Below are 19,693 nucleotides of genomic sequence, written 5' to 3'. Positions count from 1 at the left end.
ATCCGGACGCGCCTGTCGACGCAGAAATCAGGGTCGCCCCCTCCCCGCACCGACCGCCGCCCCGTCGCGTGGCGATCCGCCACAGTCCTGCCAGGTCGCCACGGCGCCCCCGCGGGCCGATCGCGCCCGCGCTGCGCCCGCCGCTCCCGGCATGTGCATTGCTCGACGCGCGCCCGGAGTCCTGCGAGCCTTGGCAGCACGGTCCGGGAACGCGGCCGCCGGCCGCCGCCCCTCGTTCGCACCGATCCACAGGAGAACGCTTGAACACCCGAGCCACGAGCCGTCCACCGCCGCGCTCTCGCCTGACACCGACGCTCCTCCTGGGGCTCGCCGCGCTCGCGGCGGCCCCCGGCTGCTTCAGCGCACGCGCCTCCTCGGGCGGCGGCGAGACGACGCCGCCGCCCCCGGCCCGGTCGATCCGCACCGCGGACATCGAGGTGCCCGCCGGATACGTCATCGAGGTGGTCGCCACCGGCCTCACCTTCCCGACCGGCGTCGCGTTCGACGACGCCGGGCAGGTCTACGTCACCGAGGCCGGCTACTCCTATGGCGAGGTCTTCACCACGCCACGGCTCCTCCGGATCGAGCCGGGCGGCCGCACCACCGTCGTCACGACCGGGAAGAACCCGCCGTGGACCGGCGTCGCCTGGGCCGACGGCGCGTTCATCGTCTCGGAGGGCGGCGTGACCGAGGGCGGCCGGATCCTCCGGATCACCCCCGGCGGCGAGCGACAGACCCTCGTCGCAGGGCTCCCGAGCTTCGGAGATCACCACACGAACGGGCCCGTCGTCGGCCCCGACGGCTTCATCTACTTCGGTCAGGGCACCGCCACGAACTCCGGTATCGTCGGCGAGGACAACTACAAGTTCGGCTGGCTGAAGCGACACCCCGAGTTCCACGACGTCCCCTGCAAGGACGTGACGCTGACCGGCGCCGCGCTCACCACGCCGAACCCGCTCACCAAGGACCTGGACGACAAGGCCACCACCGGCGCCTTCGTCCGGTTCGGCACGCAGACGCAGAAAGGACAGGTCATCCCGGGCAAGGTGCCGTGCAGCGGCGCCGTCATGCGCGTGCCCGCCCGCGGGGGCACGCTCAACCTCGTCGCCTGGGGGTTCCGCAATCCGTTCGGGCTCGCGTTCTCGCCGGACGGCAAGCTGTTCGTCACGGACAACGGCTATGACGAGCGCGGCAGCCGCCCGGTCTGGGGCAACGCGGACTCCCTCTGGGCCGTGAAGCCGGGCACCTGGTACGGTTGGCCCGATTTCGCCGACGGCCGCCCCGTCGCGCAAGATCGCTACGCCCCGCCCGGCGGGCAGACGCCCCCTGCCCTCCTCGAGACGCTGCCGAACCCGCCGCCGCAGCCGGTCGCGCTCTTCGCCGTGCACAGCTCGTCGAACGGCATCGACATCTCGCGCGACCCGTCGTTCGGCTTCGTCGGCGATGCGTTCGTCGCGCAGTTCGGCGATCAGGCGCCCGACGTCGGCAAGGTCCTGCATCCCGTCGGCTTCAAGGTGGTCCGGGTCGACCTCAAGACCGGCGTCATCCGCGATTTCGCCGTCAACCGCGGCAAGGACAACGGCCCGGCGTCGCGGCTCAAGACAGGCGGCCTGGAGCGGCCCATCACCGTGCGCTTCGATCGCGCGGGGAAGTCGCTCTACGTCGTCGATTTCGGCGTCATGCTCATGGATGAGCACGGCGCCAAGCCGAAGCAGGGCACGGGCGCGCTGTTCCGCATCACCCGCGCGGCGGCCGCAGGCTGAGGGAGGAGACAATCATGGTCCTGCGCGCTGTCATTTGCGGTCTCCTCGCCACGTCGCTCGGGCTCGCGGCCGGGTGCGGCTCCTCCCGGAGGAGCGAGCCGATCCTCGGACCGCCCCCGCTCGACGAGCCGCCCGAGCGGCGCGGCGAGGTGGTCTTCATGAAGCAATGCAACCAGTGCCATCCGGGCGGAGCAGGAGGGCTCGGGCCGGGGCTCAACAACAAGCCGGCGCCCGCGGCGGCCATCCGGCTCCAGATCCGGAGCGGGCTCGGCGCGATGCCCTCCTTCTCGGAGAAGGAGATCTCCGACGCGGACGTGGACGCGATCATCGCCTACATGATGTCCATCCGGACCTACGAGAAGGGGGATTGAGCGGACGGCCACGGCGCCGAGCCCCCCCGGCGCGCCGCCGCCGGACAGACCAGCTCGAAGCAGCGGAACCACGCGCAGGGAACACGCAGGGAAAGCGACAAAACCAGGAGAGGAGCCGGGTCATGGCAGCCATTCGCGGCGTAATCTTCGACGTCGACGGCACGTTGATCGACAGCAACGACGCGCACGCCCGCGCCTGGGTCGATGCGCTGGAGGAGTTCGGGCACAAGGTCCGGTTCGAGGAGGTCCGGCGGCTCATCGGGATGGGCGGCGACAAGCTCCTCCCCGAGGTGACGGGGATCTCGAGCGACAGCCCCGAGGGGAAGCGGATCAGCGGGCGCTGCTCGGAGATCTTCATGAAGCAGCTCCTGCCCGAGCTCCGCGCCTTCCCCGGCACGAAGGAGCTGCTCGAGGAGCTCCACCGGCGCGGCCTCAGGATCGTCATCGCGAGCTCGGCCCAGGAGGAGAAGCTCCGCGAGCTCCTCAAGCTCACCGGCGCCGACGGCGTCATCGAGAGCGCCACGTCGTCGAGCGACGCCGAGCAGTCCAAGCCGGATCCGGACATCGTGCAGGCGGCGCTCGACCAGCTGAAGCTGCCGCACGGCGAGGTCGTGATGATCGGCGACACGCCCTACGACGTCGAGGCGGCCGCGCGGGCCGGCCTGCGCACGATCGGCTTCCGCTCGGGCGGCTGGACCGACAGCGCCCTCGCGGGCACCATCGCCGTGTACGACGGCCCGGCCGACCTCCTGGCGCAGCTCGATACATCGCCCCTCGCCGGCGCGAGCACCGCCCCCCAGGCCGAGAAGACCCCGCAGCAGCGATACGTCTAGGCAGGCGCTCGGGCGGCCGCCGCCCGGCTCGGCGCGACCGCCGATGTCCGACCGAGGCTTGCCCGGGGCCGCGCTCCGCTCAACGTGCGCGCGCATGGACCCGTCGAGCGATACCCGCGATCCTCAAGAATCGGAGATCACCCAAAACGACGATTCGAACGAGCTGCTCTTCACGAGATCGCTGGAGCGATGCTCCCGGCTCGTGCAGACGGACGAGGAGCTCCGGCGGGCGCTCCCCTCCCCGGCGGCGCTGGAGAAGATCCGGAGCTGTCGCACGACGATCGAGTCCGTGGCGACGGCCTTCGAGCTCTACGCGGATCGCCCCTGCATCGGCCACCGCCCGCTCGACACCGCGGCGACAGCGGCCGCCGGCGGCAGCGCGCCTCGCTATCTGCCGGAGTTCCGCGCCGTCAGCTACGCGGACGTGTGGTCCCGCGTCGAGGCGTTCGCCACCGGGCTCCAGCACGAAAAGCTCGCCGACACGGGCGATTTCGTGGGCATCTCGGGCTTCGGCAGCACCGATTGGGTCGTGGCCGGCCTCGCCTGCATGTACCTCTCCGCCGTCTCGGTGCCGCTGCAAACCGACCTGACCCCCGCCGACCTGGAGCTCATCGTCGCCGAGGCCGAGCTCGCCTGCGTCGTTTGCAGCGTGGGCCAGCTCGCGCGGATCGAGGACATCCTGCCGCGGTGCCCCTCCGTGCGGAGCATCGTCGTCATGGACCTGCTGGAAGGGGATCGCTGCGGGCACAGCGAGCTCGAGCGCGCAAGGCGAGCCCTGCGGCCGCTGGAGGCGAGAGGCCGCCGCCTCACCGTGCGGGCGATGCACGAGGTGGAGCGCGTCGGCCGGCAGCAGGGCATCGCGCCGAAGGTGCTGCCCGCGCAGCGGGGCGAGCCCGATCCGCTGATGACCCTCATGTACACGTCCGGGAGCACCGGATCGCCGAAGGGCGCGATGATCCCCGAGAGCCTCTGGCACCGGTACTGGCAGCGCGTGTTCACGAGGAGCCAAGACCCGCGCCTGGACCTCGTGCCGCACGTGGGCCTCAACTACAGCCCGATGAACCACTTCATCGGGCGCAGCCAGGTCGGCCGCTCCCTCATGCGCGGCGGGATCACGCACTTCGTGCTGAAGAGCGACATGTCCACCCTGTTCGAGGACATCCGCTTGTCCAGGCCGACCACGCTGTTCCTGGTGCCTCGCATCGCGGAGCTGATTCACCAGCAATTCCAGGCCGAGGTCCTGAGGCGCGCTCGAGGGCTGGGCGCCGGCGACGACGCCGCGCGACGGCGGATCGAGCGCGAGATCATGGCGGAGATGCGCGGGTCGCTGCTCGGCGACCGGCTGCTCCTCGCGAGCATCGGGTCGGCGCCGACGCCGCCAGAGGTCCTCTCGTTCCTGAAGCGCTGCTTCGACGTGCCCATCTTCGAGGGGTACGGCTCCACGGAGGCCTCCGCGCTCACGGCCGATGGCCGGCTGGATCGGGAGTTCGTGACCGCGTTCAAGCTGGTCGACGTCCCGGAGCTCGGCTACTCCACCACGGACCAGCCGTACCCGCGCGGCGAGCTGCACATCCGTTCGAGCCTCATGGTGCCCGGCTATTACAAGAACGAGCAGGCCACGAGGGCGCTCTTCGACGAAGAAGGGCTCATGAACACAGGCGATATCGTCGAGCAGCGCGGGCCCGACACCCTCGTCTGGATCGATCGCGCGCGGAACGTGCTCAAGCTGTCGCAAGGAGAGTTCGTCGCCACCTCGCGGCTCGAGGTCCTCTACAGCGCCGGCAGCCCCTTCATCCATCAGATCTTCCTCTACGGCAACAGCGCCCGCTCGTACCTCCTGGCCGTCGTCGTCCCCGAGATGCGCGAGATCTCGGCCCACCTGCGGCAGCGCGACGTGAAGCCCGACGGCGAGCCCGTCCGACAGCTGCTCCGCGCGGAGATCGACCGCATCGCGCGGGAGCACCAGCTCCGCGGCTACGAGATCCCGCGCGATTTCCTGCTCGAGCCGGCCCCGTTCACCCGGGCGAACGGCCTGCTCACGGAGACGCAGAAACCGGCGCGCGCCCGGCTCAAGGCCAGGTACGGCGCCCGCCTCGAGGAGCTCTACGCGACGATCGAGCGCACCCAGCTCGAGGAGCTCCGCAGCCTCCGCGAGGGGGGCGGGGCGACGCCGGCGTCCGCCGCGACGGTGGTGAAGAAGGCCCTGGAAGCCACGCTCGGGATCGCCGGCGTCGAGCCGCGGAGCGCGCGGAGCTTCGCGCAGCTCGGCGGAGACTCGCTCAGCGCCGTCCGCCTGAGCCGCCTCATCGAGGAGATCTCCGGCGTGGACGTGCCCGTGGGGCTCGTGCTCAACCCGACGAGCAGCATCCGCGCGATCGCCGATCACCTGGAGCACGCCCTGGCGGGCGAATCCCCCCGCCGCGCCGCGCGCTTCGACGAGGTGCACGGCGCCGGCGCCGAGGTCGTCCGGGCCGCGGATCTGCGGCTCGACAGGTTCCTCGGGCCGGACGAGCTCGCGGCCGCGAGGCGCGCGACGCCGGCCGCCGCCCTGCCGCCGCAGGCCAGGGTGGCGCTCCTGACCGGCGCCAACGGGTTCCTCGGCCGGTTCCTCGCGCTGGAGCTCCTCGAGCGGCTGCCCGAGGAGGGCCGGCTGTACTGCGTCGTGCGCTCGCCGGACGACGCGCTCGCCTTCGATCGGCTCCGCGCGACCTACGAGTCCGATCCCGCCCTCCTGGAGCGGTTCGACGCGCTGTCGGCGCATGGGCGGCTTGTCGCGCTCGCCGGCGACCTCGTGGAGCCGAGGTTCGGCCTGGCGGACGACCTCTACGCGCACCTCTGCGCGGAGATCGACTGCGTGGTGCACAACGGCGCCCTGGTGAACCACGCCCTGAGCTACCCGCAGCTCTTCGAGCCCAACGTCCTCGGCACGGTGGAGGCGATCCGCCTGGCGCTCGCGCACCGGGTCAAGTCGATGAACTACGTATCGACCATCGCCGCGGTCGGCGGCCTCGACCGGAGCGGCCCCATCCGCGAGGACGAGGACATCCGGGAGCTCTGGCCGGAGCGCGCGCTCGGCGCCGGTTACGCCGTCGGGTATGCGACGAGCAAGTGGGCGAGCGAGGTGCTGCTGCAGAACGCCCACGACGCGCTCGGCCTCCCCGTCAACGTCTACCGCCCGAGCGGCATCATGGCGCACAGCCTGTATCGCTCCCAGATCAACGTCCCCGATTTCTTCACGAGGCTCCTGTGCGGCATCGTGTACACGGGCCTCGCCCCGCGATCGTTTTACGAGGGCGGCCGCCCGCACCGCGCCGGCCACTACGACGGCCTGCCCGTGGACGCCGTGGCGCGGAGCATCGCCGCCGTCGCCGTCGATCGGCGGCCCCCCGCGGGCGAGGAGGGGGAGACGGCGCGCCGCGCGACCTACCACGTCGTGAACCCCTATTGGGACGATGGCATCTCGCTCGACGTCATCGTCTCGTGGGTCCGATCGGCGGGTTACCCGGTGGAGCGCGTCGACGACTACGCCGCGTGGTACGCGGCGTTCCGCGACCGGCTGATGCAGCTGAGCGAGCCTCTCCGGCGCCACTCGCCGCTGCCCATCCTCGACGCGTGGGAGCGCCCCGCGCGCGCCGACGGGGAGGTGTTCGACGCGGAGCGCCTCCTCGCCCGGCTGCGGCAACTCGCGGCGCGCGGCGGGGCGGGAGATCTCGCGATCCTGCCGCACGTCAGCGAGCAGCTCATTCACAAGTACCTGGGCGACATGGTCGCGCTGGGGCTCGTCGAGCCCACCGCCGTGCGCGCGGCGTCCTGACGCGGGACGACATCGCCCCGGGCGCGCCCGGCCCCGCCCGAGCTCGCTACCGCTCGCCGCCCGCGATGTGCGCGAACAGCACCTCGGGGGCGATCGGCTTGACCAGGTGGGCGTCGCACCCCGCCTCCCTGGATCGGCGCACGTCGTCCTGCTGGCCGTACCCCGTGAACGCGAGGATCCGCAGGGCGCCCGCGCCCGCCTCGCCCCGCATCCTCCGGGCGACCTCGTAGCCGTCCATCGCCGGCAGGCCGATGTCGAGCAGCACCACCTCGGGCGCGAACGAGCGCGCCGCCTCCAGCGCCGAGGGCCCGTCGTGGGCCAGCGCGGTCACGTGGCCCGCCTGCTCCAGGAGGAGGACGAGGGCGTGCGCGTGATCGCGGTTGTCGTCCACGACGAGGATCCGGCGCGCGAGCGTGCCCGAGACCGGCCCGGCCGCGCCCTCGGCCTCGGCCGGCGGCTCCACGGCGGGCAGGCGCACCGTGAATTCGCTGCCCCGGCCCTCGCCCTCGCTCGCCGCCGACACCGAGCCGCTGTGCATCTCGACCAGCCGCTTCACCAGCGTGAGCCCGATGCCGAGGCCGCCGCGCGCGCGGCCGAGCGTCGGGTGCGCCTGCTCGAACAGATCGAAGATGCGCGGCAGCATCTCCTCCGGGATGCCGTACCCCGTGTCCTTCACCCGGACGACGATCTCCGACCCCTCCTGGCGCGCCGAGAGCCAGATCCGCCCGCCCTCGCGGGTGTACTTCGCGGCGTTCGTGAGCAGGTTGACGACCACCTGCTCCAGGCGCGCGGTGTCGCCGAACACCGGCAGCGGCCGCGGCCCCACGTCGAGCGCGAGCTCGTGCTTCGAGGCGTCGATCAGCGGCGCGGCCGCCGCCACCGCCTGGTAGACGACGTGGCCGAGATCGAGCGGCTCCTGCTTCAGCGTGATCTTGCCGCGGGTGATCCGCGAGACGTCGAGCAGATCGTCGACCATGCGGCCGAGCTGGCCCAGCTGCCGCTGCATGACCGCCTGCGCCCAGGCCCGCCGCGGCTCGGGCACCGTGGGCATCTGCGAGATGCGGAGCGCGAACTGGATGGCCGAGAGCGGGTTCCGGAGCTCGTGCGCCAGCATCGCGAGGAACTCGTCCTTGCGGCGGTCGCCGTCGAGGAGCGCCTGCTCGGCCTGCTTGCGCGCGGTGATGTCGTTGAAGGAGACCGCCACGCCGTCGCCGACCTTCACCGCCATGTTGCGGACCCACACGCGGTGCCCGCGCGCCGTGTATGCGATCTCCTTGTCGTGCGGCTCGCCGGTCTCGACCACGCGCACGTAGAGCGGGAAGAGCTCCGTCCGCTGGTCGGGCATCAGGTCGAGGAGCCGCCGGCCGACGAGCGCCGAGACGGGCACGCGGAGGAGCCGGCCGGCGGCCGGGTTCGCGAAATCGAAGAGGAAGTCGGCGATCCGGCCCGCCTCGTCGCGCGCCGGGCGCAGCACGATGAACGCGTCGAGCGAGAGCTCCTGGGCCGCGCGGAAGCGCTCCTCGCTGCGGCGCAGCGCCTCGTCCGCCTCCTTGCGCGCGGTGATGTCCTCGATCACGCCGACGGCCCGCACCGCCTTGCCGCGCTCGTCCCGGAACACCGCGCCGCGCACCATCACCCAGCGGACGCCGCCGTCCTTCCGGACGAACCGCTTCTCGCTGCGCCACTCGCGCTCCGCGCCGTGGACGGCCCGCTGGTACACGGCGAGATCCCGCGCGCGATCGTCGGGGTGCGTGAGGTCGACGAAGGTGCGCTCCAGGAGCTCCGCCTCGGAGTAGCCCGTCAGCGCGCAGAACTCCCGGCTGACGGCGAGGATCCGCGTCGTCGACGGCTCGCCGGTGGCCACGGCCACGCCGGCCAGCTCGAGCGCGAGGTGGAGATCGCGCTCGCTCAGCAGCGCCGCGGGTGCCCGGTCGAGTTCGCGTCGAAGGCCGCCGTCGCCGGAGCTCTCTGCCCCGGATAACGATGCGCTCTCCGCGTCTTTCCGCTCCTCTCGAGTCCCCGTCACCCGCCCTCCCCCGGCGACGCCCCGCCGGACCGCCGGCCAGCGGGCCGGCGGCCCGGCGGCCCGGCGCGCGTCGCGGCCATCGTAGACCAACGGCGCGCTCCTGACAGTGACGAAACGAGCGGACCCGACGCGTCGCAGAAGCGCCATGGACGCGGCGCCCCGTGGACCGGAGTCGCCTCTCGCCAGCGCCCGCGCCCCCCGCCACAGCGCGTGTCGACAGCGCGGATCGGCGCCGCGCCGGGAGCGGGATGGCGAGGGAGAAAATTCAATGATCTTCGCGTCTTCTCACCGCCATGAGCGCCGTCCGGGCCAATGCGGCCGGCGCCCGCGCCGCCGAGCGGGAGGATCGCCCGCGCCGCGAGGTCGTCGCGGCGCTCGCGGACGCGGCGCGGCGCCGGGCCCGCGCGCCGTCGAAGCCCTCGACGCGCCGCGCGAGCGCGCGGTAGCATCGCGCGCCGCAATTCACCGATAGCAAGGAGCGCCCCGCGGCGCCTCGACCGCCGCACGCAAACCCTATGAAGCTCGCTGTCATCTCAGGTAGTCACCGCAATGGCTCCGAATCGGGGAAGGTCGCCCGCTACGTGCAGCAACAGCTGTCGTCGGCGCCGGACGTCTCCTCCGTCTACCAGCTCGATCTCGCCGACAACCCGCTGCCGCTCTGGGACCAGGAGGCCTGGCAGCCCTCGGAGAAATGGGAGCGCGTCTGGTCGCCCATCTCCGCCGAGCTCACCGCGTCGGACGCCTTCGTGATCGTGGCGCCGGAGTGGCACGGCATGGTCCCCGCGGGGCTGAAGAACTTCTTCCTCTTCTGCACCAAGGGCGAGCTCGCGCACAAGCCCGCGCTCATCGTCGGGGTCTCCGCGGGCCCGGGAGGCGCCTACCCGATCGCCGAGCTGCGCATGAGCAGCTACAAGAACACGTACCTCTGCTACATCCCGGATCACGTGATCGTGCGCCACGTGCGCGAGCTCCTCAACGATCAGGGCGCGCCGCAATCGCCCGACGACGGGCGCATCCGCGAGCGGCTCCAGTACGCGCTGGGCCTCCTCCTCCAGTACGGCAAGGCCCTTCAGCAGGTCCGCGCCAGCGGCGCCGTCGACCTGGCCCGATACCCGTACGGGATGTAGCCGCCGGCCCGGGTGCCGAAGCTCCTCTCGCGTAGACCGCCGTGGTCGAGGGCAGCCTACGGACCGCGCGGCGCGCCAGGCCATGCCCGCATCGCGACCTCGACAGCCGCGCGGAGGCTCTCCCGCGATGCGCCATCCCGCGCCTGGACCGACATCCCCAGCAAGACGGTCGCATAGAACGTGGCCAGCGCGGCGGCGTCCGTGTCGGGAGCGAGCTCGCCGGCCTCGACGGCGCGCTGGATCCGCGCCTCGAACCCGCTGTGCCAGGCCCCTCGGTACCCCCGCAGCAGGCCCTGTACGGGCCGGACGCCGGGGGAGCACTGGGTCCCGGCCAGCGCGATCATGCACCCGGGCGGATGGTCGGGCCGGGTGAGCTCGTCGGCCGCCGTCTCGAGCAGCCGCTGCACCGCGCCCCGGGCCGTCGGCTCCTCGGCGACGATGCGGTCGATGTACCCGCCCCGCCCGGCGAGATACCGGTCGACCGCCGCCCGGAACAGCTGCTCCTTGCCCCCGAACGTCGCGTAGAGGCTCGACGGGCTGATGCCCATCGCCGCGCTCAGCTCGTCGAGCGACGTCCCCTCGTAGCCCCGCTCCTAGAACAGGACCATGGCCCGCTCCAGCGCCGCCTCCTGATCGAAGCAGCGCGGCCGCCCTCGCCCCCGCCGGAGTACCCCCGTCGCTATTTTCATAACGATCGTTCCAAAAATCGCTTGACGGACTGCAACAACCTACACAAGCTTCCATTGAAGGAACGTACTTAGCTTCCATTGAAGGAACGATCGTTCCAAAAAAGGGGGGAAGCTGCGATGGGTACGTTGAAGGGCAAGGTTGCGCTGGTCACCGGGGGTTCGCGGGGTATCGGGGCGGCGATCGCCAGGCGCCTGGCGCACGAGGGCGCCGCCGTGGCCATCACCTATGTCGCGTCGCCCGCGAAGGCGGCCGAGGTGGTGGGCGCCATCGAGGCGGCGGGCGGCAGGGCGATCGCCCTGCGGGCGGACAGCGGCGACGTCGAGGCGGTGAGGAGCGCGGTCGCCCAGACGGTGAAGGCCCTCGGCCGGCTCGACGTGCTGGTGAACAACGCCGGCGTCTCCGCCATGGCGCCCATCGATCAGGTCTCGCTGGAGGAGTTCGATCGCCTCATGGCGGTGAACGTCAGGGGCCTCTTCGCCGCCGCGCAGGAGGCTGTCCGCCACATGGGCGAGGGCGGGCGCATCATCAACATCGGCAGCATCTGCGGCGACGTGGCGCTCATGGCCGGGATGTCGGTTTATTGCGCGACAAAGGCGGCGGTCGCCGGCCTCACACGCGGCTGGGCCCGGGATCTCGGTCCACGCGGCATCACGGTCAACAACGTCCAGCCTGGCCCCGTGGACACCGACATGAACCCGGCCGACGGCCCGCTCGCCGCCGGGATGAAAGGCCAGATCCCCGTGCAGCGCTACGGGCAAGGCGACGAGGTCGCCAGCATGGTGGCGTACCTGGCCGGCCCCGAGGGCGCCTTCGTCACCGGCGCCAACCTGAAGATCGACGGCGGCATCACCGCCTGATCGCGCCGGTTTGGCCGCCCAGGCGGGCTGTGACGCTACGCCTCGTCCTCCACCAGCGTGACGGCGAGCAGGGCGCCCCCGGGAGCGATCGCCCGCAGCGCCGCGGGGAGGGCCGCGAACGCGAGGCGCTCGACCTGCTCGGCAACGACCGATGGTCGCACCAGGATCGAGCCAGGCGCGCGCTCCGAGGCCAGCGCATCGCCGTCGAGCTCGGTGAGCGACGTCCACACGAGCCCGCCGTGGTCGACGCTCACCGCACGGGCTGTCGGGTCGACGCAGCACTGGGCCGCGAGCAGCACCACGTGCGCGATGTCGGCGTCGACCTCGACGGCACCGGACGCAGGATCGACATAGGAGGCCGCCTCGACGGCGTCGGGCACGAGCTCGCTCCAATCGACCTGTGGCGTCCACGAGGGCTGCGCGACGAGGCGCGCCAGCTCGAGCTCGAAATCGATGATGGCGTCGGCGGCGGCGAGCTCGCGCAACCCCTCCACGCGCTGCGCTGCGAGCGAGAGCGCGTTGTAAACGACGGTCGACCCGTCGACGAGGTCGGCGCCTGTCGCGCGGGCGCGCAGCGCCGCCGTCACCTCGTCGCGCGAGAGCCCGAGGACCGCGGCGAGCGTCGCAATCCGCGACGCCTCGATGGGCGAGCGCATGCCGGCGAGCGCGCGGTCGAACGCCGGCCGCCGCCGCGCGAGGAACCCGAGCAGGTCGTCGAAGGCAAACGCGCGGGGCACCTGGCCTTCGATCTCGGCCGGCGTGACCGCGTGCCGCTCGCGGAACGTCGCCTTCAGCGCGGCGTGGAGCTCCTGGACGGCCTCGAGGTCTGCCGGAAACACCCACGCTCCCGGAGGAAAGGGCGCGCGCCCCTGGCGGCCCCGGACGGCGAAGCGCTCGGCGCAACGGACGGTCATGCCGGCACGGCTATCACGGGTGGGCTGGGGCGTCAGGAGCTTCTCCGACTCAGGGCGAGCAGGTGCCGGTGCCGTTGTTCTCCTGGAACATCAGTGCAGGCACCCAGTCGAGTCGCTCCACGAGCGCCTCGACCTCGCAGCCCGGCAGGCTCTCGTTGTCCCGGATCTCCATCGTAGCGCTGATCGATCGAGCTCCCAGGTCGCGAAGCGTCGCGAGCGACCGGTTCCCCTCGATATTGAGGTGATCGAGGTTGGTCAGGTCCTCGAGTCCGGTCAGCCCGACCAAGGCGTCATTGTCTCGGATGGTGAGCTGGTTCACGCGGACCACGCCGCGCAGAGCGTCGATGTCGACGAGCGCCTGGTTGCCTGCGAGCCTCACCGCCTGGATCACGCCGCCGTCCGCGCCGAACGAGCCGACCCCGTCGAGGCTGGTGAGCGCGGCGTTGCTGGAGATATGGAGCCCGCCTGTCACGCTGCGGAGGCCGCTCAGGCCCACGAGGCTCGTGAGCCGAGGATTGTCGAAGAGCTCGAGCCGATCGAGCTCCGAGATCTGCTCGAGCCCCGTGAGGCTCACGAGCCCGGAGTTCTGGCCCACGACGAGGGCTGACAGCTCCGTGATGCCGGCGAACCCGGACAGGTCCGACAGGGAGCCGCAGCCGGTGACGGACAGCTGCCCCACCCGTGTTCCGTCGCCGAAATCGATGGTGGTGAGCTTGGGGTTGTCCGAGAAGGAAATCGACGGCGCGTGGTCCAGGTTCGAGCGAAGGTGCGCGAAAACGTTGGCGCTCACCAGCTCGGGGTTCGCTTCGACGGCGGCTCGCTGGGCGACATCGCGGAGGGAGGGCACGCCGTCCAGGCTGCTCATCGCTGAATTGCCGATCACGACGAGGGCGTCGGTGGTCTCGAGCGCTCCGAGCCCGGTCAGGTCCACGAGCCGCTCGTTCGAGTAGATGGCGATGGAGCGTGTGGAGACGAGGCCATCCAGGCCCGCGAGGCTCGTGAGCCGAGCATTATCGATGATCTCCAGCCGGTCGAGCGCCGAGACCTGCTCGAGCCCCGTGAGGCTCACGAGCCCGGAGTTCTCTCCCAGGATGAGGGTCGACATCTCCGTGATGCCGGCGAACGCGGACAGGTCCGACAGGGAGCCGCAGCGGGTGACGGACACCTCGGCCAGCCGTGTCACGTCGCCGAGATCGATGGTGGTGAGCTTGGGGTTGTTCGAGAAGGAAAGCGACGACGCGCGGTCCAGGTCCGAGCGAAGGTGCGCGAAGGCGTTGGCGCTCACCAGCTCGGGATTCGAGTCGACGGTGGCTCGCAGGACACCGCGGAGCGAGGGCGCGCCGTCCAGGCTGTTCATCGCCGCATTGCCGCTGACGACGAGAGCGTCGGTGGTTTCGAGCGCTGCGAGCCCGGTCAGGTCCACGAGCCGCTCGTTCGACGAGATGCCGATGACGCCTGCGGAGACGAGGCCGTCGAGGCCGCGCAGCGAGCTCAGCTGCCGGTTTTCCCGCAACGTGAGCTTCTTGATGGCCGTGAGCCGCTCGAGGCCTTTCAAGCTGACGAGCCCATCGTTCTTGGAGATGAAGAGCTCCTCGAGGCCGTCGACGGCGCCGAGGCCCTCGAGGCTGGTCAGCCCGTCGTTGTCGACCAGGTTGAGCCACCCCCGGCGCAGGCTGCGCAGCCCGTCCAGCGTCGCGAGCCGGTCATTGCCCTCGATCCAGAATACCCCTTCCTCGACGTTGTCGAGGCCTGACAAGGACTCGAGGGCATCGTTGTCGACCACGCGCCACTCGGCCGCTTTCACCCCGACGCCGGCGACGCTCTCGAGGAGCGGGTTCTCGCTGATCTGGACGGCCACGGCCTCTCGCAGGCTCTGAAGCCCGCTGAGGCTGAGCAGCGAGGAGTTCCGCATCACCTCCAGCTGCAACCAAACGGAGGAAAGGGCGCCGAGACCATCCAGGCTGGACAACCGCGTGGTGTCCATGATCTGGAGCTTCCCCTTGATGTTCTTCAGACACGCGAGCGGGGACAGGTCGGAGACGTCGCCGCCGATCGAGAGCGTGCCATCGAGCACGGTTACGCCGCGCAGGTCCTCGAGGCCGTCCTGGTGAGTGACGCTCAAAGAGCCGCTGTACACGCTCGGAGCGCACCCCTGCTCGGCGCCCCCCGCGCCGGCGTCCGGCTCGCTCGGCATGCCTGTCGACGAGGTTTGGCCGCCTGAGCTGGAGGCCCCCACGGCGTTCGCTGGGCCCTCGGCGCCCCCGGCGCCGCCGACGCCCCCGGCGCCGCCAGCTCCTGTCGTCGATCCGACCTCGCCTCCGCCCGCCGGCGGTTCTTCGAGGTGACGCTCGACCCGGCCCCCGCAAGCCGGCGCGAGCGCAACCGAGGCAAGCACCCCCATCCACCACGGCATCCGCATACCGCGACGCTGGGCTCACTCCGATTCCGCGTCAAGACCGGCCAAACCCATACTGGACGTGCGCGATTGCAACGCGGAAACTTTACAGGAGGCACGGAGAGCGACGCGCCCGTCCAGCTCTGGTGGCTGCACGCCGCCCCGAGACCAGCACGACGAGGGCGGGTATCTGGTTCAGGGAGCGGCGTCGATGGGCGTGCTGCCTCAGTTCGTCTCCAGCTCGCAGACCGGGAAGCCCTCCTCGTCCAGCTCGCAGGTCGTGCCTTCAGCGCACGGAAAGATCTCGATCCCCCTCCGCGGCGAACAGAACCGCGTGGCGGACACGCCTTCCTCGGTGACGGCGCAGTCGCCGACCTCGGGCATGAACGAGCAGTCGTACGGCGTGGAGTTCGGCCGGAACCAGCAGAGCGGACGTGCGCCTGGTCCTTCCGCGCAGGCGGCGTACGCGGCGTCCGCCTCGACCGTGGGATCGATCTCGACCAGGCGCGCGTACGGCGGGACGAGACCGGGGATGTCGGTGCCGGGGTTTCGCACCTGGCACAGGGCGCCGGCGAAGATGGTGTCCACGCGGCACTGGCTCCCCATGTTGTTGACGTTGGTGCCCGTCACGACCGTCGTCGAGGGCGTGTCGGTCGACGCCTGCGTCCCGCCGAGCCAGACCCCGAAGTCGTTGGCGACCGCCGCGATGCGGTAGCAGAGATCGCGCTCCGCGTCGCCCGCCCAGACGCCGTCGCAGCGGGCCCTTGTCGCCGGCGACACCCGCGTCCGGTACGCGCCGTTCGCGTCGATGTCATCGCCCCACATCCGGGGCAGGCAGTCCTTCGACGCGAAGTAGTCGGACTGGCCCTCGGAGGCGCTCACCGTGCCGAACCGGCCTTCCTCGAGCCCCTCGACCTGGGTGCGCTGCGGCGGACCGTCCTTGAACGGGAAGCCGCCGAGCGCGTGGCCGACCTCGTGGCAACCGATGAATGTCGCGAGGTCGCGCGTGAGGCCGGGACGGAAGAGGTCGGACCCTATGATGATGTTCCAGGTGCGGTCCGCGGCGATATCGATGCGCGTCAACGAGCCGGTGACGCGCACGGTGAGCTGCGCCCCGTGGGCCTGCGCTTCAGGGGCATACGCTGCCGCGACGCCTTCGACGAGGAGCTTCACGTCCGATTCGGACACCGGCTCATCGCCGGCGAGCGGCATGTCCGACGCCTCGACCCCCTCCGGGTCCTGTCCCACGGCAGACGCAGGGGGGCTCGAGCACCCCACGATGGCGCTCGTGGCCAGCGCCACCGCGAGCAAGGCTTTTGCGCTCCGCATACCAACAACGACCATGGTGCTCCTTTCGCCGCGCGTGCTGCGCGGAACGGTGCGCGCCGACGGCGGCTCGCATGCCGCGGCCGTCCGCGGACGAGCCCGCGTTTCGCTACGATCCCGAGTCGATTCGGCGCCCCCAATGAAGCCGCCCGCGGCGTCATTCCCCCTGCGCGAGGCGCGGAGCGCCTCGATGAGAAGAATGGCCGCTGGCGAGCTCGACCCTAGAGGTCCAGCTGGGCCCTGCGTCGCTGCTCGGCTGTCCTGTGGATGCCGGCGCCCTCGGTCGTCCTTCGCTCGAACCGCGCGGGACGGCGTCGTTTTCCTGCTGTGCCAACCGGCGGCCCGACGCGCCGCGGCGCACCGCGCGCTCTGCCCTCGCGCCTGCTGGCCTGATTCCACCCACCAGCAGTCCAGCCAGGGATCCGGAGAGAGAGTTCAACGCAAAGGCGCAAAGGCGCAAAGGCGCAAAGGCGCAAAGGCGCAAAAGAAAATTAATATGTGTTATTTTTGCGCCCTTGCGTCTTTGCGTTCAAATTTTTCTTCGCTCGCGAGGCAGATCCCTGGCGGGATTGCTCGGCGGAGGCGACCCCCTTTGGCCTGCTCGGCGATGGCATCTTTGGAGACTTCGTATGCCATACCGTAATCCTTTCCATCGCTCTCGACGAGAGACTCTGCCATGGCGGGCTGCCGGCCCCGACAGTCGGGCCCGATGCCGCCCTGGTAGCCACTGAGCCCGCGAGCGACTCGACGTCCGCCGGCCCGCCCGAACGCGCGAGGGTCGGGTGAGCAAGCGGCGGACGGGGGCCAAGTCCCCGCCTGCACCGACACACCCCCCGGGCCGGTCACGGTCCAGCCCGAGGTGATCCTCGCCGAGACCCGGCCGCCGCGCCGAAATCCCTCGCCCAGGCTGCGCCTGACGCGCTCGGTGAATATCCACCTTGACAGGTGAACAGTACTGCGCAAAGTTCGAACGGGTAGGCCCGCGCTCGCCCCCCCTTTCGAAGCGAGGAGATGACAATGCCCATCATCGGACGACAATGCACACGCGACGGCAGGACGGTTTGCCTTCGGATGAGTCAGGCCGATCTGCCGGTCAATCTCGAGGGGCCCGGGCTCACGGTCGTTTACGGGTGGTCGAGCGAGGAGCGCCGCGCGAAAGGGCTCCCGGCTTCGATCCAGGGCGTCGAATTCCGCACGGACTCGGGCAAGGTCCTCGCGTTTGACCACTGCCCGTTTTGCGGCGGGGAGCTCGCGGGCAGCGCGACGAGCGTCCGAGCGACCGTGGCACGACGCGCCGCGTCGGAGGGCGCCCGTGCCGAGCTGCCGCCGGTGAAGGCCGAGCGCGCACGGCCGGACGTGCGTGCGATCGAGGCCGCGCCGCCTCGCCCGCCGAGCGCACCGGCGCCGAGCGCACCGGCGCGCGAGCAAGCGGCGACGGGCTCGACCTCGCTGAAGGAGCTTCGCGAAAAGCTCGGGCTCTCGCAGGCCGAGCTCGGCGGAAAGCTCGGCCTCGCGCGCAGCTCGGTCGCCAACTACGAGAACGGACGGTCACCCCTCTCGCAACGGCTCCGCAAGTGGATCGCGAAGCACGAAGCGAAGCTCACCGAAGGGGGAAACGGCGCAGGCCGCCGCGGGAGCGCGGCCGCGTAGCACGCTCGTCATCGACCGGTGGTTCTGGCGGGACGTCTGACCCGCGGCACTGGGCGCAGCCGGTCACCTCGCGGCCCGGCCCCTGCCGCGGATCAGCCGCGAGCCCGTCCGCGCCAGCGCGATGGGCGCAGTCGAGGTGGAAGCTCGTCGGCTTCTCGCGCGGCTCGGGCGCCCCGAAGAGCGCCTCCTCGGCCGCGTCGAGCGCGCTGGCCTCCCGCCGGCCGCCGAGGATCTTGGCGAAATCTTCATGGATCTTGAGGTTGTCGTCGACGACCAAGATCCGTCGCGGCGGAGCGGCGGTCTCCACCTCGTTCAGGACCGGCTTCGGTGAGATCGACTCCATCTCGTTTCACCACCTGGCTCCATCTCACGATGCAGCAGAGCGCGGCGATCAGCGTGAGCCTTCCTTCGACGTCTGAGGGCGCAGCGGAAGATCGAGGATGAACGTCGCGCCCCGCCCAGGAGCGCTCCGGCACGTGAGCGTGCCGCCCATCTCCTTCGCGGCCAGCGCGCTCGTGTGGAGACCGAAGCCGTGCCCGCTCGGCTTTGTCGTGAAGCCCTGCGTGAACAGCTTCGAGGCGAGCCGCTCGTCGATCCCGGCGCCGTTGTCCTCGACCATGAGCTGGAACCGCGCGCCGCCGTCGCCGCGGATCGAGGCGACGATGCGCCCGCCCTCACGGCCGCACCCCGCGATCGACTCCGCGGCGTTGCGGACGAGGTTGACGAGGATCTGCAGCGCCTTGTGGCGATCCAGCGTCGCCTCCGCGACGGGCTGGTAATCCCGCGCGATCTCGATGCCCGTCAGCGCGAGCGACGCGGAGACGAGCGCGATCGCGTCGTCCACGAGCCCCGGGAGCTCGCAGAGCTCCGTCACGCCGATCGCGGTCGCATAGCGCTGCTGCTTGTTCACGATCGCCTTGAGGTGAGAGAGGTACTCCTGCAGCCGCGTGACCTCCGCGAGGATCTCGTCGCGCTCGGTCGCGAGGTGCGCCGAGAGCTCCCTCAGGAAATTGAGGATCTTCCAGGCGCGGTCGGGCGTGGACAGCGAGGCGGGGAGGCCCTCGCCCTCCGCCTCGAGCAACCGGACGAGCTTGCCCACGTTCCCGACGCGCGACGCCCGCAGGCGCTCGGCGACGAGCTCCGCGCCGACGTTGATGCTCGTGAGGACGTTGCCGACGTTGTGCAGCACGCCCGCCGCGATATCGGCCATCCCTGCCCGCCGCGACGTCTCGGCGACCAGCTTTGTCGACGCGATGAGCTCGCGCTGCGTCCTGCTGAGCTCGCGCAGGCTGGCGTCCAGCTCGCGGTTGGCCGCGACGATCTCGGTCCGCTCGCGCTCGACCTGGGCCGCGAGGATGCTGTTGTTCACGAGCGCGGCGAGGTGGTTGCCGAGGAGCATGAAGTGGTTCTGATCTTCCTCGGAGAACCTGTGAAACTTGGCGGTCCGCGGCGAGCTGCCCGCGAACAGGAGGAGGCGTGAGCCCCGGCGCACGCTAGACGAGAGCCAGAGGAACTCCTCGAGCCCGATGGCATCCGCGAGCCTCCGCAGCGTGGGCGGGGCGCTCGGATCGCACCGCCCGCTCCCCTTCGCCCGGAAGAGCGCGTCCGCCTCCGCCTCGACGTGGGTCAGCGCGGGAGGCGGCCCCGGGTCCATCGTATGCATCGTCACGCGCCCGCTCGGCGCCTCGTATTCGAGCGCGCCGGCGCTCTCGAAGCTCAGGCTCCCCACGAGGAGGTCGCTCCACCTCGCGATCAGGCCCGCCATGTCGGTGTCCTGGAGCTCCGGAGAGAGCGCGTGAAACGCCCGGAGCCACTCCTCCGTGCGGCGCCGCGCCTGGCGGAGCTCGAAGAGCTCCCGTTCTCGATGGATCAGGAGCGTGGCCTTCGCCTTGAGCGTCTCGACCAGCGCCGCGGGATCCGTCGCCAT

Annotated in this window: 14 protein-coding genes and 1 pseudogene; 7 read left to right on the top strand and 8 right to left on the bottom strand. The window is 71.1% G+C overall.

Annotated elements, in window-relative coordinates; all coding sequences use genetic code 11:
* Positions 1–260: 260 nt before the first annotated feature.
* From NQZ70_RS50975 to NQZ70_RS50960, 4 genes are all read left to right on the top strand, one after another.
* Positions 261–1,763 carry a sorbosone dehydrogenase family protein gene (locus NQZ70_RS50975; RefSeq protein ID WP_129580688.1) on the top strand — a complete coding sequence of 501 codons (1,503 nt, stop codon included), beginning with the start codon at positions 261–263 and terminating at the stop codon, positions 1,761–1,763.
* Positions 1,764–1,777: 14 nt separating this feature from the next.
* Entirely contained in the window at positions 1,778–2,134 is a 357-nt protein-coding gene (locus NQZ70_RS50970) for a cytochrome c (protein WP_129580687.1), read from the top strand.
* Between the two features lie 122 nt (positions 2,135–2,256).
* Complete coding sequence (locus NQZ70_RS50965) at positions 2,257–2,967, top strand: HAD family hydrolase (RefSeq protein WP_129580686.1); 711 nt, start codon at positions 2,257–2,259, stop codon at positions 2,965–2,967.
* 94 nt (positions 2,968–3,061) lie between these two features.
* Positions 3,062–6,781, top strand: a complete 3,720-nt coding sequence (locus NQZ70_RS50960) for a thioester reductase domain-containing protein (protein ID WP_165374587.1) — start codon at positions 3,062–3,064, stop codon at positions 6,779–6,781.
* A 46-nt stretch (positions 6,782–6,827) separates the two neighbouring features.
* On the opposite strand, the gene NQZ70_RS50955 is transcribed toward NQZ70_RS50960, so the two are convergent.
* Positions 6,828–8,897: a PAS domain S-box protein gene (locus NQZ70_RS50955; RefSeq protein WP_165374586.1), complete on the bottom strand. Its 2,070-nt coding sequence runs from the start codon at positions 8,895–8,897 to the stop codon at positions 6,828–6,830.
* 425 nt (positions 8,898–9,322) lie between these two features.
* On the opposite strand from NQZ70_RS50955, the gene NQZ70_RS50950 reads away from it, so the two are divergent.
* Positions 9,323–9,934, top strand: coding sequence for an NADPH-dependent FMN reductase (locus tag NQZ70_RS50950; RefSeq protein WP_129580683.1), 612 nt, complete (start codon positions 9,323–9,325; stop codon positions 9,932–9,934).
* A gap of 56 nt (positions 9,935–9,990) precedes the next feature.
* Here NQZ70_RS50950 and NQZ70_RS50945 read toward each other — a convergent pair whose 3' ends face one another.
* Complete coding sequence (locus NQZ70_RS50945) at positions 9,991–10,374, bottom strand: TetR family transcriptional regulator C-terminal domain-containing protein (RefSeq protein WP_408022452.1); 384 nt, start codon at positions 10,372–10,374, stop codon at positions 9,991–9,993.
* A 54-nt stretch (positions 10,375–10,428) separates the two neighbouring features.
* A pseudogene (locus NQZ70_RS53670) lies at positions 10,429–10,515 on the bottom strand (TetR/AcrR family transcriptional regulator); the annotation flags it as partial.
* Between the two features lie 225 nt (positions 10,516–10,740).
* Here NQZ70_RS53670 and NQZ70_RS50940 point away from each other — a divergent pair.
* Positions 10,741–11,481: a 3-oxoacyl-ACP reductase family protein gene (locus tag NQZ70_RS50940; protein WP_129580682.1), complete on the top strand. Its 741-nt coding sequence runs from the start codon at positions 10,741–10,743 to the stop codon at positions 11,479–11,481.
* A gap of 35 nt (positions 11,482–11,516) precedes the next feature.
* Here NQZ70_RS50940 and NQZ70_RS50935 read toward each other — a convergent pair whose 3' ends face one another.
* The 3 genes from NQZ70_RS50935 to NQZ70_RS50925 form a co-directional block, all read right to left on the bottom strand.
* Positions 11,517–12,395 (bottom strand): hypothetical protein, encoded by an 879-nt coding sequence (locus tag NQZ70_RS50935; protein WP_129580681.1) that lies wholly within the window; start codon positions 12,393–12,395, stop codon positions 11,517–11,519.
* A gap of 49 nt (positions 12,396–12,444) precedes the next feature.
* Positions 12,445–14,517 carry a leucine-rich repeat domain-containing protein gene (locus NQZ70_RS50930; RefSeq protein WP_129580680.1) on the bottom strand — a complete coding sequence of 691 codons (2,073 nt, stop codon included), beginning with the start codon at positions 14,515–14,517 and terminating at the stop codon, positions 12,445–12,447.
* 498 nt (positions 14,518–15,015) lie between these two features.
* Entirely contained in the window at positions 15,016–16,134 is a 1,119-nt protein-coding gene (locus tag NQZ70_RS50925; RefSeq protein WP_129580679.1) for a hypothetical protein, read from the bottom strand.
* A gap of 1,053 nt (positions 16,135–17,187) precedes the next feature.
* Between NQZ70_RS50925 and NQZ70_RS50920 the strand changes: the two genes are divergently transcribed.
* Entirely contained in the window at positions 17,188–17,766 is a 579-nt protein-coding gene (locus NQZ70_RS50920) for a helix-turn-helix transcriptional regulator (RefSeq protein ID WP_129580678.1), read from the top strand.
* On the opposite strand, the gene NQZ70_RS50915 is transcribed toward NQZ70_RS50920, so the two are convergent.
* Positions 17,717–18,109, bottom strand: coding sequence for a hypothetical protein (locus NQZ70_RS50915; protein ID WP_129580677.1), 393 nt, complete (start codon positions 18,107–18,109; stop codon positions 17,717–17,719). The two genes, NQZ70_RS50920 and NQZ70_RS50915, sit on opposite strands and share 50 nt — an antisense overlap.
* A gap of 48 nt (positions 18,110–18,157) precedes the next feature.
* Positions 18,158–19,693, bottom strand: a complete 1,536-nt coding sequence (locus NQZ70_RS50910; RefSeq protein ID WP_129580676.1) for a sensor histidine kinase — start codon at positions 19,691–19,693, stop codon at positions 18,158–18,160.

This window comes from Sorangium sp. So ce836, assembly GCF_028553905.1.
Taxonomy (GTDB): domain Bacteria; phylum Myxococcota_A; class Polyangia; order Polyangiales; family Polyangiaceae; genus Sorangium; species Sorangium cellulosum_D.
This window is presented reverse-complemented; position numbering and strand designations above follow the sequence as displayed.

Excerpts from the sequence above, each read along its gene's own strand:
- NQZ70_RS50910 (WP_129580676.1), bottom strand. The coding sequence starts at position 19,693 with ATGGCGACGGATCCCGCGGCGCTGGTCGAGACGCTCAAGGCGAAGGCC.
- NQZ70_RS50970 (WP_129580687.1), top strand. The coding sequence starts at position 1,778 with ATGGTCCTGCGCGCTGTCATTTGCGGTCTCCTCGCCACGTCGCTCGGG.
- NQZ70_RS50940 (WP_129580682.1), top strand. The coding sequence starts at position 10,741 with ATGGGTACGTTGAAGGGCAAGGTTGCGCTGGTCACCGGGGGTTCGCGG.
- NQZ70_RS50960 (WP_165374587.1), top strand. The coding sequence starts at position 3,062 with ATGGACCCGTCGAGCGATACCCGCGATCCTCAAGAATCGGAGATCACC.
- NQZ70_RS50925 (WP_129580679.1), bottom strand. The coding sequence starts at position 16,134 with ATGGTCGTTGTTGGTATGCGGAGCGCAAAAGCCTTGCTCGCGGTGGCG.
- NQZ70_RS50965 (WP_129580686.1), top strand. The coding sequence starts at position 2,257 with ATGGCAGCCATTCGCGGCGTAATCTTCGACGTCGACGGCACGTTGATC.
- NQZ70_RS50915 (WP_129580677.1), bottom strand. The coding sequence starts at position 18,109 with ATGGAGTCGATCTCACCGAAGCCGGTCCTGAACGAGGTGGAGACCGCC.
- NQZ70_RS50920 (WP_129580678.1), top strand. The coding sequence starts at position 17,188 with ATGAGTCAGGCCGATCTGCCGGTCAATCTCGAGGGGCCCGGGCTCACG.
- NQZ70_RS50950 (WP_129580683.1), top strand. The coding sequence starts at position 9,323 with ATGAAGCTCGCTGTCATCTCAGGTAGTCACCGCAATGGCTCCGAATCG.
- NQZ70_RS50935 (WP_129580681.1), bottom strand. The coding sequence starts at position 12,395 with ATGACCGTCCGTTGCGCCGAGCGCTTCGCCGTCCGGGGCCGCCAGGGG.